We start from the raw sequence: 16,002 nt of genomic DNA on the forward strand, positions 1-16,002 counted from the left end.
TCCGGCATGCGCGTGACCGCCAGGGGCCGGATCGTGGGCTGGATGCTCGCGGTCGTCGGCCTGGCCCTGTTCGTCTCCATCTTCGCCACTTGGACCATCCTGCTCAACCGGCTCGACGGCCGGATGGAGTCCGAGCTCAGCAACGAGGCCGAGAAGCTGCGCCGCTACGCCGTCACCGCGCTCGACCCGCAGACCGGGCGGCCGGTCGACGACGTGGCCAAGCTGATGTCCGGCTACCTCGCCTACAACCCGCCCGACCGGTGGGAGACGTTCTTCAGCATCGTCGACGGCGCCCCCGACAAGGTCAGCGGCGTCACCCCGCCCGCCCCGCTCGACAACGACGCCGCGCTCGTCGCCAAGCTGGCCACCGCGACGGAGCCGGTCGACGGCAGGTGGGAGAGCGCCGCGGGCGCCGTCTGGTACGCGGTCATCCCCGTCACCGTGGCCGGCGACCCGCGCCAGGGGCACTTCGTCATCGCGCTCTTCTACGACCAGCACCGCGACGACACCATGGACGCCATCCGGGTGCTGTCGCTGACCGCGCTGGGCGCGCTCGCGCTGGCCGGCACCGCCGGCTGGTTCGTCGCCGGCCGGGTGCTCGCCCCCGTCCGGCTGGTGCGCCAGACCGCCGAGCAGATCAGCGACTCCTCCGACCTGACCCGGCGGCTCGACGTGCCCGGCAACGACGACGTGGCCGCGCTCGCCGCGACCTTCAACCACATGCTCGACCGGCTGGAGCAGGCGTTCGCCGTGCAGCGCCACTTCGTCGACGACGCCGGGCACGAGCTGCGCACCCCGATCACCGTCATCCGCGGCCACCTGGAGCTCATGGGCGACGACCCGGCCGACCGGGCCGAGACGCTCGCCCTGGTCACCGACGAGCTCGACCGCATGAACCGCATGGTCGACGACCTGCTCACGCTCGCCAAGGCCGAACAGCCCGGCTTCCTCGACATCGACGAGGTCGAGCTGGCCGACCTCACCGTGAGCGTCGTCGCCAAGGCCCGCGCGCTCGGCGAGCGGCGCTGGCGCGTCGACGAGGTGGCCGAGGCCCGCATGCCCGCCGACCGGCAGCGGCTCACCCAGGCCCTGATGCAGCTCGTCGCCAACGCCGTCCGCCACACCGGCGACGGCGACCTCATCGCCGTCGGCTCGGCCGTCCGCGGCTCCTCGGTGGAGCTGTGGGTACGCGACAGCGGGCCCGGCGTGCCGCCGGCCGACCGCGAGCGCATCTTCCGCCGGTTCATGCGCGGCTCCGGCCGCACCGGCGGGCACGACGGCGCCGGGCTCGGCCTGGCCATCGTCACCACCATCGCCGAGGCGCACGGAGGCACCGTCGAAGTGGTGGACGCCCCCGGCGGCGGGGCGTGTTTCGTCATGACCATTCCGCTCCGGGAGATGCTGTGAACCGCATTCTGATCGCCGAGGACGAGGCCAGGATCGCCTCCTTCCTGGAGAAGGGGCTGCGCGGCAACGGTTTCGTCACCGCCGTCGTCGAGGACGGCGTAGCGGCCTACGACGTCGCCAGCAGCGGCGCGTTCGACCTGCTCATCCTCGACATCGGGCTGCCGCTCAGCGACGGGTTCACCGTGCTGCGGCGGCTGCGCGAGGCCAAGGTCGCCATCCCCGTCATCATCCTGACCGCCCGCGACAGCGTCACCGACACCGTCGCCGGGCTGGAGGGCGGGGCCGACGACTACATCGCCAAGCCGTTCGCGTTCGAGGAGCTGCTGGCGCGGGTCCGGCTGCGGCTGCGCGCCGACCGGGCGCCCGAGGTGACCGTGCTGCGCGTCTCCGACCTGGCGCTCGACCTGCGGACCCGGCGGGCGTACGTGGGGGAGCGGTCGGTGGACCTGTCCACGCGCGAGTTCGCGCTCGCGGAGGTGTTCTGCCGCCACCCCGACCAGGTGCTGACGCGCGAGCAGCTGCTGAGCCACGTGTGGGGGTTCGACTTCGACCCCGGCTCGAACGTGGTCGACGTGTACGTGCGCTACCTGCGGCGCAAGATCGGCGCCGACCGGATCGAGACCGTCCGGGGCACCGGCTACCGGCTGCGGGCTTCGTGACAGGTCTCTCATGTGGTGCTCACGGTGGGCCAACCGGCGCGCCGGAAGGTGGAGACGTCCACAGGAACGGCTCCACAGGAGGCACCGATGGTACTGGCACTACGGCGGCTGATGCTCGCCATCGCGATCGTGTCCGGGCTGGGCATCGCGGGCATGTCGCTCGCCGCTCCCCACGCGCTCGCCACGAGCACCGCGTACGTCTCCGCTGACGACGACGCCGCTGACGACGACGGCGCTGACGACGACGATGACGACGACCGGCCGCGCGGCGGGGTCGAGACCGGGCAGGGCGGCACGGCGGCCGTCGAGGGCGACGCCACCTGGTCGATCGACCAGCAGCCCGTGTCCGCGCAGAGCGCCGACGGCTCCGACGTCACGACCGTCGTGCTGGCCCTGGGCGGCATCAGCCTCCTGCTGGGCGGCGCGTACCTGGCGTCCCGGAAGCTGGGCGGGAGCTGAGGTGGCGGCGCGAGGGACGCGGGCCGCACTCGCCGCGGGCGTCATCGCCGTGACGGCCGCCGCCTCGCCGGCCGGTGCGGCGGGCACGACACTCTCACACGCCGCTCCGGTGGTCGCCGTGGCCGACGCGGCGAACCCGGTCCGGTTACGCATCCCGGCCATCGGCGTCACCACCCCGGTCGTCCCGCTGCGGCTCGACGCCAAGGGCCGGCTGATGGCGCCCGAGCGGTTCGACCGGGCGGGCTGGCACCGGGCCGGGCCCGAGCCGGGGGAGAAGGGCGTGGCCGTGATCGCCGGCCACGTCGACTCCCGCACCGGCCCCGCCGTCTTCTACCGGCTGCGCGAGCTCAGGCGGGGCGCGCGCGTGCACGTCGACCGGGCCGACGGCACCACGGTGACGTTCACGGTCACCGGCCAGGCCCGCTACCCGAAGAACCGCATCCCCGACGCGAAGGTGTACGGACCGGGCAAGGGCGCCGAGCTCCGCCTGATCACCTGCGGCGGCGCGTTCGACCGCGAGCGCCGCAGCTACCGCGACAACGTGATCGTCTTCGCGTCCTAGACATCCGCCGTGCCGCCGGGGGCAGCCCCCCGGCGGCACGCGCATGAGAACACCCTCACCATCGCCTCACTGACGCTTCACCGCCGCTCGCCAGGCTGTTCACCGACAGCTCAGAAAGACGGAGGCACACCTTGCGGGCGACCACGATTCTCGGGTTCGCGATGGACCTGGCGGCGATCATCACGCTCGCCTACGGCCTGTACTTCCGCCGGCATCACCGGCGCGACCTGCTGTTCGCCTACGTGGCGCTGAACGTCGGCATCTTCGCCGTGGTGTCCCTGCTGCTCGTGCAGCGGGTGGACCTGGCGGTCGGGTTCGGCCTGTTCGGCGTGCTGGCGATCATCCGGCTCCGCTCGGACGAGATCACCCAGGAGGAGATCGCCTACTACTTCGTGGCGATCGCGCTCGGCCTGGTGAACGCCATCGCCGCGACCTGGCCGCTGACCGCGCTCTTCCTGGACGTGGTGCTGCTGACCGTCATGTACGTGGCCGACCACCCCAGGCTGCTGGGCCGCACCCGCCACCAGGTGGTGACGCTGGACGTCGTGCACTCCGACCCGGCCCTGCTCCGCGCCGACCTGGAGAGCCGGCTCGGCGCCCAGGTGCTGCAGTGCTCCGTCACCCAGGTGGACTACGTGAGGGACGTGTCCGTGGTCGACGTGCGCTACCAGGTGCCGCAGCCGCGCGAGACGAAGGCGGGGGCGTGGCGATGACGGACGCGGGGATCGTGCTCGCCGGGGTGGCCGCGGGGCTGCCGCCGGTCACGCTGGAGGAGGTCCTGGCGACCTCCCGGCTGATGTCCCGGGTGGACCGCAAGTATCTGGTGAGCGCCGCCACGATGGCCCGGCTCGCGGCCGAGCTCGGCGACCGGTTCGCGGTGCTGCGGATCGGCGGGCGGCGCCAGTTCCGCTATACCTCGACCTATTTCGACACCCCCGACCTGCTCACCTACCGCCAGCACCGGCAGGACCGCCGTCTCCGCTACAAGATCCGTACGCGCACGTACCTGGACGGCGGCGGCCGGTGGCTGGAGGTCAAGCTCAAGGGGGCCTCGGGCAGCACCGACAAGCACCGCATCCCGTACGACTCGGGCCCGTCCGACGCGCTCACCCAGGAGGCGCTCGACTACGTCGCCGACACGCTGGCGGGCGGGCTGCGGCTGGCCAGGCCGGAGTCGCTCGGGCCGGTGCTGTCCACCGACTACCGCCGGGTGACGCTGGTCGACCGCTCCGGCTCGGCCCGGCTCACCTGCGACACCGGCCTGGTCTGCGGCGACGGGCGGCGCGCCCTGGCCACCCGGCACGACCGGGTGCTGCTGGAGTCGAAGTCGGCGGGCGGCGACGCGGCGGCCGACCGCATCCTGCGTCGCCTGGGCGTGCGGCCGGTCAGCGTCAGCAAGTACTGCCTGGGCGTGGCGGCGCTGCACGGAGTCACCGCCAACCCGTGGCACCCGGTGCTGCGCCACTACTTCCCCAGGCAGCCCGCCCGTCAGGGACGGTAGCGTGCCTGGGCGGGCCGGCTACAGGCGCAGGTGCTTGGCCAGGAACGTGAGCGTGTCGGCCGACAGGTCGACGCTGCGGCTGATCGAGCGGGCGCCGTGACCCACCTCGGTCTCGTTGCGCAGCAGGATCGGCCGGTCACCCGTGGACGCGTGCTGCAACGCCGCGCACATCTTCCACGCGTGAAGGGGATGCACACGCGTGTCGGACTGGAAGACCGTGAACAGCGTCGCCGGATAGTTCACCGACTCCACGACGTGATGGTAGGGCGAGTAGGCCAGCAGCCAGCGGAACTGCTCGGGGTCCTCGGCGGACCCGTACTCCACGTTCCACGTCGCGCCGAGGCCGAAGCGCTCGTACCGCACCATGTCGAGCAGCGGCGCCGAGCAGACGGCCGCCGCGTACAGCTCAGGACGCTGCGTCAGCGCGGCCCCCACCAGCAGGCCGCCGTTGGAGCCCCCCGAGATGCCGAGCCGGTCGGCCGTGGTCACCCCGGTCGCGATCAGGTGCTCGGCCGCCGCGTGGAAGTCGTCGAACACGTTCTGCTTGTTGCCGAGCATGCCCGCCCGGTGCCAGTCCTCGCCCTCCTCGCCGCCGCCGCGCAACTGGGCGATGGCGTAGACGCCGCCCGCCTCCACCCAGGCCAGGATCGAAGCCGAGTAACCAGGCGTCATCGACAGCCCGAAGCCGCCGTAGCCGTACAGGATGGTCGGGCGCGGACCCGAGCCGGACACCGGCGAGATCACCAGCATGCGCACGTCGGTGCCGTCCTGCGACCGGTAGACCACCTGCTCGGTGCGGACCGGCGGCACCTCGACCGCGCCCGGCGAGGCCGCCCACAGCGTCGTCTCGCCCGTGCGGGCGTCGTAGCGCTGGATCGACGGCGGCGTGGTGTTGTCGGTGTAGCCGAACCACGCCTCGTGGCCGCCCTCCGGCCGCTCGGCCAGGCCGCCGATCGTGCCCAGGCCCGGCGTCGGCACCTCGCCCAGCCGCTCGCCCGTCTCCAGGTCGTGCACGGTGATCTCGCTGATCGCGTGGCGCGTCCAGCTCACCAGCATGACCGGGCGCTCCAGGTCGTCGAGGATCGCGAAGTCCGCCAGCACCGCCTCCGGGTCCTGCGGGATCAGGTCACGCCAGCCCTCGAACCCCGGTTCGGCCGGGTCGGCGACGCACACCCGGGCACGCGGCGCGTCACGGTCGGTGTGCACGTACAGCCGGCCGTCGCGGCCGAACACCAGCCCCGTCTGCGCGTCGACGCCCTCCTGGACCACGCGCAGCTCCGGCCGCTCCGGCGGCGAGAGCGTCAGGTCGGCCACCCACAGGTCGTTGCGCGGCGCCGTGCCCTCGCTGGCCGACACCTGCAGCCAGCGGCCGTCACGCGACACCGAGACGCCGTAGTAGTTGGTCATCTTCATGCCGTCGCCGAAGATCAGCACGTCGTCCTCGGTGGACGTGCCCACCCGGTGCAGGTAGACGCGGCGGTGGAACTGCCGCTCGTTCTCCGGCACCTCCGTGGCGGGCAGCCGGCGCACGTAGTAGTAGGCCTCGCCGCCCGGCAGCCACGCCACCGGCGAATAGCGGCACCGGTCGATCGGCCCCTCGACGCGCTCGCCCGTCGCCACGTCCAGCACGTACAGGACCGACTCCTCGGTGCCGCCCACCGAGATCTGGTAGGCCAGCAGGCGGCCCTCCTTGTCGGGCTGCACCGTGTCGAGCGTCGTCAGCCCCGTCGGGTCCAGCGCCATCGGGTCGACCAGCGCCCGCTCCGCGCCGTCGCCGTCGGCCACGTAGTAGACGGCGTGCTCCTGGTCCGGCGTGCGGCGGCTGAAGAAGCGCCGCTCGCCCCGCCACGCCGGCGTGCCCACCGACCCCGAGCGCAGCAGCTCCCCGATGCGCTCCTTGAACCGCTGCGGCTCCGCCTCCCGCTTGAACAGCTCAGCCTGCGCGAGCAGCCATCTCTCCGTCTCCGGGCTGTCCGGATCCTCCAGCCAGCGGTACGGGTCGGGCACCGGCGTGCCGTGGACCAGATCGACGGTCTCCTCGCGGGGGGCGGCTGGATAGGGCTCTCGCGTCATGCTCGAACCCTACGGCAACGGCGAACGCTCCGGGGATGGCGTAAAGCCCAGGTGATGCGGGCATAAAACGTACCGTGCGTCCCTCTGGTCATTCCGGCTGGAGGTTAAGGGGTGGCGGGGACCACGCGGGAAACGCCAGACTGCTGACAGGACGGTGCCGTGGTGTCCATCCGCTGGACCGTCCGGCGGAGGTCCACGTGACGGTAACGTCCAAGCCCCAGGAGGGGCGAATAGCCGGGACATGCCACGGCATGTCTCCTCTGGTTCGCGCGCAGCGGGGAGAGGCCCGATGATGCGCCAGGTTCTGCTGCTGAACGCCACCTACGAGCCCCTGACCACGCTCTCGCTGCACCGCGCCATCGTGCTCGTGCTGCGGGAGAAAGCCGACGTCGTGCACCGCGACGGCCGCGGCGCCGTGCTGCGCTCCGCGACCTGCACGCTCGACGTGCCCTCGGTGATCAGGCTCAGACGATACGTCCGCATCCCCTACCGGTCCCGGATCCCGCTGACCAGGGCCGCCCTCATGCGGCGCGACGACTACCGCTGCGCCTACTGCGGGCAGCGGGCCGAGACCATCGACCACGTCATCCCCAGGTCCAGGGGAGGACCCCACTCGTGGGAGAACTGCGTCGCCTCGTGCTCGCAGTGCAACCACCGCAAGGCCGACAAGTTCCTGGAGGAGCTGGGGTGGACGCTCCGCGTCGCCCCGGCGGTGCCACGGGGCGCTCACTGGAGGCTCATCGGCGCCTCGCTCGTCGGCGACCCCCAATGGGCGCCCTACCTGGAAGCGGCGGCATGAGCCCCCGGCGTGCCCTCCCCCCGCCCTGACGGCCTGCACTGACCGGCCTGCACTGACGGCTTGCCCTGACGGCCTGCCCTGACGGCTTGCCTTGCGCCCTGGCACCATGCACGCATGTGGACCATCACGACCGACGTCGAGGCCTACGCCCGCGAGGCCGAGCCGTTCCTGCTGACCGACCCGGTCGGCAACACGGTGCTCCTCACCGTGCTCGCCGACCTGAGGCAGGGCATGCCCGCCGACGGCGCCCGCTTCGGCTGGTGGACCGACGGCGGGCAGGTGCGGGGTGCGGCCTTCCGCACCCCGCCCCGGCCCGTCTGCCTCGGCCTCATGCCCGCCGAAGCCGTCCCCCCGCTGGTCGAGGCGCTCGGCGGCGACATCCCCGAAGTCGTCGGCCCCCTCGAACTCACCCGGGCCGTCGCCCGCGCCCTCGGCCGCACCGGCGACGTGCTCGCCGAACGCCTCTACCGGCTCGGCGCCCTCACCACCCCCGGCGTGCCCGGCGCCGGCCGCCTCGCCACCGGCGCCGACCTGCCCGTCCTCATCGCCTGGACCCAGGCGTTCTTCGCCGAGGTGCGCCTCAACGCCGGCGAGGACCTCGTCACCCACACCGCCCGGCGGCTCGCCGCCCGCGAGCTGTTCCTCTGGGAGGACGACGGCGCCCCCGTCTCGCTCGCCGCGCTCTCACCCGCCGCCGGCGGCGTCTGCCGCATCGGCCCCGTCTACACCCCGCCGTCCCGGCGCAGACGAGGGTACGGCGCCGCCGTCACCGCCTTCGCCAGCCGCACCGGCCTCGCCGAACGCTGCGACCAGGTCGTCCTGTTCACCGACCTGGCCAACCCCACCAGCAACGCGATCTACCGCTCGATCGGCTTCGAACCCGTCTCCGACTACGCCCAGGTGACCTTCCAGGCTTAACCTGGTGGCATGCCGCGATACGACTACCGCTGCCGCGCCTGCGGCTCCACGTTCGAGCTGTCCCGCCCCATGTCGGCCGCCGACGACCCGGCCACCTGCCCCGAGGGCCACGCCGACACGGTCAAGCTGCTGTCCACCGTCGCCATGACCGGCTCGGCCGCCACCCCCCGCCCCACCGGCGGAGGCGGCGGCTGCTGCGGAGGCGGCTGCTGCGGGTAGCCCCCACGGTCACAGCGCCGACGCCGTGACCGCCCCCACGGCAAGCTCGGCGACATGCTCCACCGTCGCCACCCCCGTCTCCATCGTGGGGCTGCGCTCCGACAGCACGGCCACCAGCACCTCGTGCCCGTGCACCACGAGCCGCCCCACGCTGTTGACCGTCCACAGGCCGTCGTGCGCGTCGGCGGGCAGCCAGCCGTTCTTCAACGCCACCCGCTTGCCCGCCGCGCTCACCCCCCACGCCTGCGACGGCTCCACCGACGACATCAGCCCCAGCGCGTACCGCCGGTTCGCCGCCGACACCGGCCCCACCGGATCGGTCAGCCGCTCCAGCACCCGCACCTGATCCGACGCCCGGCTCAACGTCGCCCCCCAGTACAGGCCCGCCCCCGGCGTCGTGTGCCGCACTCCCTGCGCGTGCAGCATCCGGGCCAGGCCCCGCCGCCCGCCGATCGTCAGATACAGCTCGTGCGCGCAGTCGTTGTCGCTGTAGCGGATCATGCGCGAGGCCAGCGTCCGCTCGTACGCGTCGAGCCCGCGACGCTCACGCTGCCGCCGCAGCAGCAACGCCAGCAGAATGTCCACCTTCGCCACGCTGGCCAGCATGAACGGCTCCCGGTCCCGGAACGCGTACCGCACGTTCGCCGTCCGGTCGAACACCGCCACCGCCACCCGGCCCGGCCGGCCCGCCACGTACCGGCCCAGCGCCCGATCCAGCCGCTCCCGTTCCCGCGCCGGCAACGCCCCCTCGGCCACCGCCACCCGGGGGACCTGCTGGGCCACCACCCCCTGCGCGACGGGACGCGGCGCCCCGGCCCGCCCCTCGGCGCAACCGGACACGACGACCAGCAGGACGCCTATCAGCGAGATCCCCCGAGCGCGCATGCACGCGAGCCTGCCACCCCCGATGCCAACCCCCGGGGTCCCCAACGGTCAAGCCACCCCCACGTTTCCCCCCACCGGGCCCCTCCCTCCACGGGCCCACGAGCCCGCCCCGGACGACCGCCCGAGAAGGCGCGCGCTTCGGGCGGGGCGGCGCTTACGGGAGTCGGCCTGGCGGCCGCCTCCTCCGGAGTCGGCCTGGCGGCCGCCTCCGGAGGAGGCCGTATGGAGGGGCCGTACGGGGGCCGCGCGGAGGGGCCGCGCGCCAGGGCCAGTTCCGGGGCAGGGCCGCTCCCCTGGGAGAGCACCGCCTTCGCGGCCCGCGCCCCAGGCCGGGTGGCGCGGACGGCGGGAGGCTCCGGGAGGAAGGGGCCGTCCCAGGGGCCCATCCCAAGGGGCTCAGTCACGGCTGCCCAGGCCAGGCATCACGTTCAAAAGGCTGCGGCGCGCCTGGGTGGGCGCCGCAGCCCAAGACAGGGCCGTCAGGCCGGGATCTGGGTGGGCCTGGGGCGCTTGCGGCGCTGGAAGGGGAGGAAGCGGTCGGCGAGGTGGGGGCGGGAGGGGGTCAGGGTGGGCTCGACGGCGATGATGCGGTCGAAGCGGAACGCCCTGATGCCCCGGCGCATCCGGCAGACGCCGACGAGGTACCAGTGTTCGCGGTGCACCAGGCAGGTGACGGGCTCGACGTCGCGGCTGGTGACGGTGCCGGAGGCGTCGCGGTAGTGGAGGCGGACCATCATCCGGCTGGTGATGGCGTCGGCGATGAGCCGGGCGCGGGAGGCGACGTCGACGGGGAGCGGGTCGGTGAGGGTCGCGAGCGTGGTCGCGATGACGGCGTCGTCGAGGTCCAGATGGTCGAAGGCGTGCTGGAGGCCGCGCCTGGCGGTGACGGCCTGGGGGCCCGATCCCAGGTGTGCGAGGGACAGGGCGAGGGCGGCGATCTCGGCGGTCGTCAGCGGGCGGGTCTGGGGCTTCACGACTGTAGCCATACCCCAAGAATAGGTAACGCCACCGACAGTTTTCGAAAACCTGTACGGCATCGCCGTACAGGTTGACGAGGTCAGCGGGAGAGCTGCGACAGGTCGCGGGACGCGCCGGTGGAGGCGGACGTGGTCATGGCCGCGTACGCCTGGAGGGCGGCGCTGACCGGACGCTGGCGCTCGCGCGGCCGGTAGCCGCCGAGGTCGGCGAGCAGCCGTTCGCGGCGGGCGGCCAGCTCGGCCTCGGGAACGCGCAGCTCCAGCTTGCGGGCCGGGATGTCGATGTCGATCAGGTCGCCGTCCTCGACGAGCGCGATCGCGCCGCCCTCGGCGGCCTCGGGGGAGGCGTGGCCGATGGACAGGCCCGAGGTGCCGCCGGAGAAGCGGCCGTCGGTGACGAGCGCGCACGCCTTGCCCAGGCCCTTGCCCTTGAGGAACGAGGTCGGGTAGAGCATCTCCTGCATGCCGGGCCCGCCCTTGGGGCCCTCGTAGCGGATGACCACCACGTCGCCCTCCTTGACGCGCCCGCCGAGGATGCCGTCGACGGCGTCCTCCTGCGACTCGAACACGACCGCGGGCCCGCTGAACTTCCAGATCGACTCGTCGACCCCGGCGGTCTTCACGACGGCGCCGTCGCGCGAGATGTTGCCGTAGAGGACGGCCAGGCCGCCGTCGGCGGTGTAGGCGTGCTCCAGGTCGCGCACGCATCCGGCGGCGCGGTCGAGGTCGAGGTCGTCCCAGCGGTTGTCCTGCGAATAGGGCTTGACGGTGCGGACGTTGCCCGGCGCGGCGTGCCACAGCTCGACGGCCTCGGGCAGCACGGTCGGGGAGGCCGGGTCCCAGGCGGCGAGCGTCTCGCCGAGGGTGCCGCCGTTGACCGTGGGCACGTCGCGGTGGAGCAGCCCGGCGCGGTCGAGCTCGCCGAGGATGGCGGGGATGCCGCCGGCCCGGTGGACGTCCTCGATGTGGTACTTGTTCGTCGCCGGGGCGACCTTGCACAGGCACGGCACGCGCTGCGAGATCTCGTTGATCTCCTTGAGGCCGAAGTCGACCTCGGCCTCGCGGGCGGCGGCCAGGATGTGCAGGATCGTGTTGGTGGAGCCGCCCATCGCCACGTCGAGCGCCATCGCGTTCTCGAAGGCGTCGCGGGTGGCGATCGAGCGCGGCAGCACCGACGCGTCGTCGTCCTCGTAGTAGCGCCGGGTGATCTCCACGAGCGTGCGGCCGGCGTCCTCGAAGAGCTGCTTGCGGCGCTTGTGCGTGGCCAGGATCGTGCCGTTGCCAGGCAGGGCCAGGCCCATCGCCTCGGCCAGGCAGTTCATGGAGTTGGCGGTGAACATGCCGGAGCACGAGCCGCAGGTGGGGCAGGCGTTCTCCTCCAGCTCCAGCAGCTCGGCGTCGGACACCGACTCGTCGGCGGCGGCGATCATCGGGTCGATGAGGTCGAGCTTGCGGCCGGGCGTCTTGCCCGCCTCCATCGGCCCGCCGGAGACGAAGACCGTGGGGATGTTGAGCCGGAAGGCGGCCAGCAGCATGCCCGGCGTGATCTTGTCGCAGTTGGAGACGCAGATCAGCGCGTCGGCGCAGTGGGCGTTGACCATGTACTCGACGGCGTCGGCGATCAGCTCGCGCGACGGCAGCGAGTAGAGCATGCCGCCGTGGCCCATCGCGATGCCGTCGTCGACGGCGATGGTGTTGAACTCGCGCGGGATGGCCCCCGCCTCGCGGATCGCCGCGGACACCACGTCACCCACGTCGCGCAGGTGCACGTGACCGGGGACGAACTGGGTGAAGCTGTTGGCCACCGCGATGATCGGTTTCCCGAGGTCGCTCCCGGCTACGCCGGTCGCCCGGAGCAGGGCCCGGGCACCGGCCATGTTCCTGCCGTGGGTGACTGTACGTGACCTGAGGGCGGGCATCGGCGTTCTCCCATCGCTAGCGTCTACACATGGTACGGCCAACCGCTCGGTAGCTGAGACGGTTGTCCACAGCGCGGACACCAGCGACGGGTGGAGTGTCAGCCCTCGCCGTAGCGCGGAGGCAGCACCTGCTCGGCGATCTCGTAGATCCGGTCGATCTCCGTGTCGGTCAGCGCGCGCTCCCGCTTGGTGATCCACCTGCGGGCGCGGCCGCCCTCGTAGACGTCGACGCCGCGGATCGTCATGATCTTCCAGGGCACGGGCGGGCCGTAGATCGCCAGCGACGGCGTGACCGAGACCTCCCGGCCGTAGGACTTGCTGATCAGCTCGCTGGCCTGGGCGGCCTCCCACTTGGCCTCGGTGATGCGGGGCTTCATGTCGAACGGGCCGTGGAAGAGCTTCTTGCCCATCTGGACCCGTACGGGAAGGCGCTTGTCCCACTTCTCCGAGTCGACCGCGTAGACGCCTGTGGGGCCGACCACGAGGTGGTCGATCTGCGCCTCGCTGCCCGGGATCGCCCTGGCGTGGAGCGTGCGGTAGCCGCCGCGCTCCAGCTTGCGCAGCTGGGCCTCCGTGCGGCGCTCGGCCACGGAGGACCGCCGCCACGCCGGCACCGTCGAGTTGGAGCGGGCCCGGTAGACCGTCTCCAGGATCGCCGCGACCACGGCCGCGGTCGCGCCCGCGCGCCAGTCGCTCACCAGGAAGCCCACGACGACGCCGACCGCGAGCGCCACCAGCGCCCTGTTGCGCAGCCGGCGGAACCTCGGCTGCTGCAACAGGCTGCGCACGGACGCGCGCTCGACCGGCGCGAACGTGGAGGTGGGCGCCGAAGGTTTGGCGGCGGCGGTCTGCTCGCTTTCGGGTCTGTCGCTCACCCAGATGGGAGAGGTGTTGTGACCGTCTTCACGCTGAGGGTCGGAGTCCACGCAACTCACCGTAGCCCGAGGTTTCGATCGATTCCTAGTGTTGCCTTGTCCATAGTTTTATGGCCCAGCTCACCGTGTTCTACGCCCGATTTCCGGGTACTTATACCTTCCTCTCTAGAGAGGTGCGCCCCGGCTCCTGCAAGATTACAGGTGGCCGCGCGACCAGCGGAGGGCGTACAACCATGCGCATGCGTACGGTGCTGATCCAGACCGACACCAGCGTGGCCGCCGAGCTCGCGCCGGGCGAGACCGCCACGTTCGGCCGCGGCGCCCAGGACGTCCCCGTGGACATCGTGGTGGCCGACCGGGCCGTGTCCAGGCTCGCCGGGCGCATCCAGGCCGTCGAGGACTACTGGCTCATCAGCAACCTCACCCCCGACCGCACCTACGTCGTGGAGAACCCCGAAGGCGGCGGCGAGTTCGTCAAGGTGCCGCCGCGCCGCCTGTCGATGCCGGTGCCGTTCGAGTTCTCGCGGGTGATCCTGCCGGGCGAGCACGGCACGACCGGCTTCCTGGTGTTCGCGCCCGAGCACCTGTACGGGACGGCCGCCGCGCCCGCGGCCACCGGCGAGGCCACCCGGGGCGTCTACCCGCTGGACAGGACCGCCAAGTACTTCCTCATCCTCGTCGCGCTCTGCGAGCCCCGGCTGCGCGACCCGTCCAGCACCGTCGTGCCCACCGTGCCCCAGCTCATCGAACGCCTGGCCGGTCACGGCCTGACCAGGAGCGGCGTCAACTTCCACATCGACTACCTGGCCAGGACCAAGCTCCGCGTCAAGCAGGCCGACGACGCCGGCAAGGCCGACTGGCAGCGGGCCGCGCTCATCAACCTGGCGCTCCGCTTCGACCTGGTGAGGGACGCCGACCTGCGGCTGCTGCCGGGGCCGTCAGCGGCGGGCGGTCACTTCTCCTGATACTGGTCGCGGTAGCGCAGGACCTCCTCGACGTGCTTCTTCCACTTCGACGGCACGCCCATGTCGCGGCGCACCGGGTCCACGCCCGTCACGAACAGCGCCGACAGCCGGGCCGCCGGGTCCATCGGCACGTCGGCGACCTTCGGGCCGAGCGCGCAGAAGAACCGGCCCATCGCCGGGATCGACAGCTCGGGGCTCAGCGGCGGCTTCGGGATCGGGTCCTCCAGGCCGCCCGGCTGCCAGTGCTGCAGCACCGAGGGCGTCCAGCGGGCGATGCCGTACTCGTCGCCTTCCGGGTCGCTCAGGTCGGGGTCGAAGTCGCTCTGCACCTTGAGGATCGCGGCGATCAGCGCGGGGGAGAGCCCGTCGACGTCGTGGCACCAGGTGCCGGCCTCGATGATCAGCTCCCGGTACTGCGGCGGGATGCCGGCGTCGGTGCGCAGGCCCGCCGCCACTGTGCTGCCCGTGCTCGTCGTGCCGCCCTGGGGTGTCCCGCCGCCCGGAGTGCGCAGGGCCAGCACGGCGGCGGTCACCGCCACGGCCAGCGCCAGCGCCGCCCCGGCGACCGTGACCACGCGCATCCGGTCGACCGGCCGCTTCTCCAGGATTTCAGGGGCGGGGGGCTCCGGCGGCTCGCCCGCGGCGGGCCGGAACGGCGGCACGGTGTGCTCCGGCCCCGCCTGCTCCTCTCCGGGCCGGGCGGAGGCCGCCGGGGCGTCCGCAGGGTGCGGAGAGACCCCCGGGCCGGGTTCGTGGAGTCCGTGGATGGCGGACGGGGTCGTGGGGGCGCCGCGACCGCCTGACGGCTCGCTCGCGGCACCCGGGGGGATCGTCTCCACGGGCGGCTGGACCCCAGCGGCGCCGTGGCCCTCCGGCGGCCCGGCCGGGAGCGGCCCGGCCGGGACGTGGCCGGCCGGGAGGTGGCCGGTCGGGAGAGGATCGGCCGCGAGCGCGGCGGCGAAGGCGGCGGCGGTGGGCCAGCGGCGCTCGGGGTCCGGGTCGATGGCCTTCATGACGGCCGCGCTCACGTGCTCGGGGACGTCGGGCCGCAGCCGGTGGGGCGCGAGGCGGACCGCGCCTGAGCCGGGGATCCGGCCGGTAAGCAGGTGGTAGGCCATCGCACCGAGCCCGTGGACGTCGGCGCGCCGGTCGGGGGAGCCGTCCATGCGCATCTGTTCGGGCGCCATGTAACCGGGCGACCCGGCCGCGATGGTGTGGCTGGTGGCGTCGGCGAGGGAGCGGGCCACGCCGAGGTCGGCCACCATCAGCCGCTCGCCGCCTCCGGCCAGCGAGCGGAACAGCACGTTGGACGGCTTGAGGTCGCGGTGCACGATGCCCATCCGGTGCAGCACCTCGACGCCCTCGGCGACCTCGCCGATGACGCGGACGGCCTCGCCGACCGGCAGCGGCCCGTCACGCAACCGGCCGGACAAAGAGCCCATGTCGGCATAAGTCATGACGAAATACGGCCGCCCGTCGGGCAGTTCGCCGATGTCGTGCACCTGCACGATGCGCGGCGAGTCGGCCTGCCGCAACAGCCGCGCCTCCTTGACGAACCGCTCGCGCACCTCCGGCTCGGCTGCCCAGTTGTCGGCCAGCACCTTGATCGCCACGTACGAGTCGAGCCGCTCGTCCATGGCCAGCCAGACGGTCGCGAAGGCGCCCGAGCCGAGGGGGCGTTCGACGGGATACCGGCCGATCGTCTCTGGAGCTACCACCGTGATGTTGACCTCGTCTTGGGGATCTTGTGTCAAGACTCTCATGGGAGGGTCTGGCCGGACAGA

At 72.7% G+C, this 16,002-nt stretch carries 16 protein-coding genes; 10 read left to right on the forward strand and 6 right to left on the reverse strand.

What is annotated here, in order from left to right; translation table 11 throughout:
- Positions 1-6: 6 nt before the first annotated feature.
- The 6 genes from AB0G11_RS30940 (at position 7) to AB0G11_RS30965 (ending at position 4,588) form a co-directional block, all read left to right on the forward strand.
- Positions 7-1,407: a HAMP domain-containing sensor histidine kinase gene (locus AB0G11_RS30940; RefSeq protein WP_219504021.1), complete on the forward strand. Its 1,401-nt coding sequence runs from the start codon at positions 7-9 to the stop codon at positions 1,405-1,407.
- Positions 1,404-2,066 (forward strand): response regulator transcription factor, encoded by a 663-nt coding sequence (locus tag AB0G11_RS30945; RefSeq protein ID WP_219504024.1) that lies wholly within the window; start codon positions 1,404-1,406, stop codon positions 2,064-2,066. Before AB0G11_RS30940 ends, AB0G11_RS30945 begins: the two co-directional genes overlap by 4 nt.
- Before the next feature lie 87 nt (positions 2,067-2,153).
- Positions 2,154-2,525 carry a hypothetical protein gene (locus AB0G11_RS30950; protein WP_357590148.1) on the forward strand — a complete coding sequence of 124 codons (372 nt, stop codon included), beginning with the start codon at positions 2,154-2,156 and terminating at the stop codon, positions 2,523-2,525.
- Between the two features lies 1 nt (position 2,526).
- The gene (locus tag AB0G11_RS30955; RefSeq protein WP_357590150.1) at positions 2,527-3,087 is read left to right on the forward strand and encodes a class F sortase; all 561 of its coding nucleotides are present in this window, start codon (positions 2,527-2,529) and stop codon (positions 3,085-3,087) included.
- Between the two features lie 161 nt (positions 3,088-3,248).
- Positions 3,249-3,800 carry a DUF4956 domain-containing protein gene (locus AB0G11_RS30960; RefSeq protein WP_219504108.1) on the forward strand — a complete coding sequence of 184 codons (552 nt, stop codon included), beginning with the start codon at positions 3,249-3,251 and terminating at the stop codon, positions 3,798-3,800.
- Positions 3,797-4,588, forward strand: coding sequence for a polyphosphate polymerase domain-containing protein (locus AB0G11_RS30965; protein WP_219504111.1), 792 nt, complete (start codon positions 3,797-3,799; stop codon positions 4,586-4,588). The genes AB0G11_RS30960 and AB0G11_RS30965 overlap by 4 nt, the downstream gene beginning before the upstream one ends.
- An 18-nt stretch (positions 4,589-4,606) precedes the next feature.
- Here the strand turns inward: AB0G11_RS30965 and AB0G11_RS30970 are convergent, their stop codons facing one another.
- Entirely contained in the window at positions 4,607-6,661 is a 2,055-nt protein-coding gene (locus AB0G11_RS30970) for a prolyl oligopeptidase family serine peptidase (protein WP_357590151.1), read from the reverse strand.
- 292 nt (positions 6,662-6,953) lie between these two features.
- Between AB0G11_RS30970 and AB0G11_RS30975 the strand changes: the two genes are divergently transcribed.
- The 3 genes from AB0G11_RS30975 to AB0G11_RS30985 all read left to right on the forward strand — a co-directional run bounded on the left by AB0G11_RS30975 (position 6,954) and on the right by AB0G11_RS30985 (position 8,597).
- Positions 6,954-7,460 (forward strand): HNH endonuclease, encoded by a 507-nt coding sequence (locus tag AB0G11_RS30975; protein ID WP_219504114.1) that lies wholly within the window; start codon positions 6,954-6,956, stop codon positions 7,458-7,460.
- A 114-nt stretch (positions 7,461-7,574) separates the two neighbouring features.
- Positions 7,575-8,378: a GNAT family N-acetyltransferase gene (locus AB0G11_RS30980; RefSeq protein WP_357590153.1), complete on the forward strand. Its 804-nt coding sequence runs from the start codon at positions 7,575-7,577 to the stop codon at positions 8,376-8,378.
- Between the two features lie 9 nt (positions 8,379-8,387).
- The gene (locus AB0G11_RS30985) at positions 8,388-8,597 is read left to right on the forward strand and encodes a zinc ribbon domain-containing protein (RefSeq protein ID WP_357590155.1); all 210 of its coding nucleotides are present in this window, start codon (positions 8,388-8,390) and stop codon (positions 8,595-8,597) included.
- Between the two features lie 9 nt (positions 8,598-8,606).
- Here AB0G11_RS30985 and AB0G11_RS30990 read toward each other — a convergent pair whose 3' ends face one another.
- The 4 genes from AB0G11_RS30990 to AB0G11_RS31005 form a co-directional block, all read right to left on the reverse strand.
- Positions 8,607-9,482 (reverse strand): serine hydrolase, encoded by an 876-nt coding sequence (locus AB0G11_RS30990; RefSeq protein WP_357590157.1) that lies wholly within the window; start codon positions 9,480-9,482, stop codon positions 8,607-8,609.
- 479 nt (positions 9,483-9,961) lie between these two features.
- On the reverse strand, positions 9,962-10,468 hold the full coding sequence (locus tag AB0G11_RS30995) for a WYL domain-containing protein (RefSeq protein ID WP_357590159.1): 507 nt from the start codon (positions 10,466-10,468) through the stop codon (positions 9,962-9,964).
- A 71-nt stretch (positions 10,469-10,539) separates the two neighbouring features.
- Positions 10,540-12,378, reverse strand: a complete 1,839-nt coding sequence (gene ilvD, locus AB0G11_RS31000; protein ID WP_219518690.1) for a dihydroxy-acid dehydratase — start codon at positions 12,376-12,378, stop codon at positions 10,540-10,542.
- A 98-nt stretch (positions 12,379-12,476) separates the two neighbouring features.
- Positions 12,477-13,253, reverse strand: coding sequence for a nuclease-related domain-containing protein (locus AB0G11_RS31005; RefSeq protein WP_308126235.1), 777 nt, complete (start codon positions 13,251-13,253; stop codon positions 12,477-12,479).
- Positions 13,254-13,492: 239 nt separating this feature from the next.
- Here AB0G11_RS31005 and AB0G11_RS31010 point away from each other — a divergent pair, with 239 nt between their 5' ends.
- On the forward strand, positions 13,493-14,218 hold the full coding sequence (locus AB0G11_RS31010) for a winged helix-turn-helix domain-containing protein (protein WP_357590161.1): 726 nt from the start codon (positions 13,493-13,495) through the stop codon (positions 14,216-14,218).
- Here AB0G11_RS31010 and AB0G11_RS31015 read toward each other — a convergent pair.
- Positions 14,206-15,972, reverse strand: a complete 1,767-nt coding sequence (locus AB0G11_RS31015) for a serine/threonine-protein kinase (protein WP_357590163.1) — start codon at positions 15,970-15,972, stop codon at positions 14,206-14,208. The two genes, AB0G11_RS31010 and AB0G11_RS31015, sit on opposite strands and share 13 nt — an antisense overlap.
- Between the last annotated feature and the right edge of the window lie 30 nt (positions 15,973-16,002).

It is taken from the genome of Nonomuraea sp. NPDC023979 (genome assembly GCF_040639085.1).
Lineage (GTDB): Bacteria > Actinomycetota > Actinomycetes > Streptosporangiales > Streptosporangiaceae > Nonomuraea > Nonomuraea ceibae.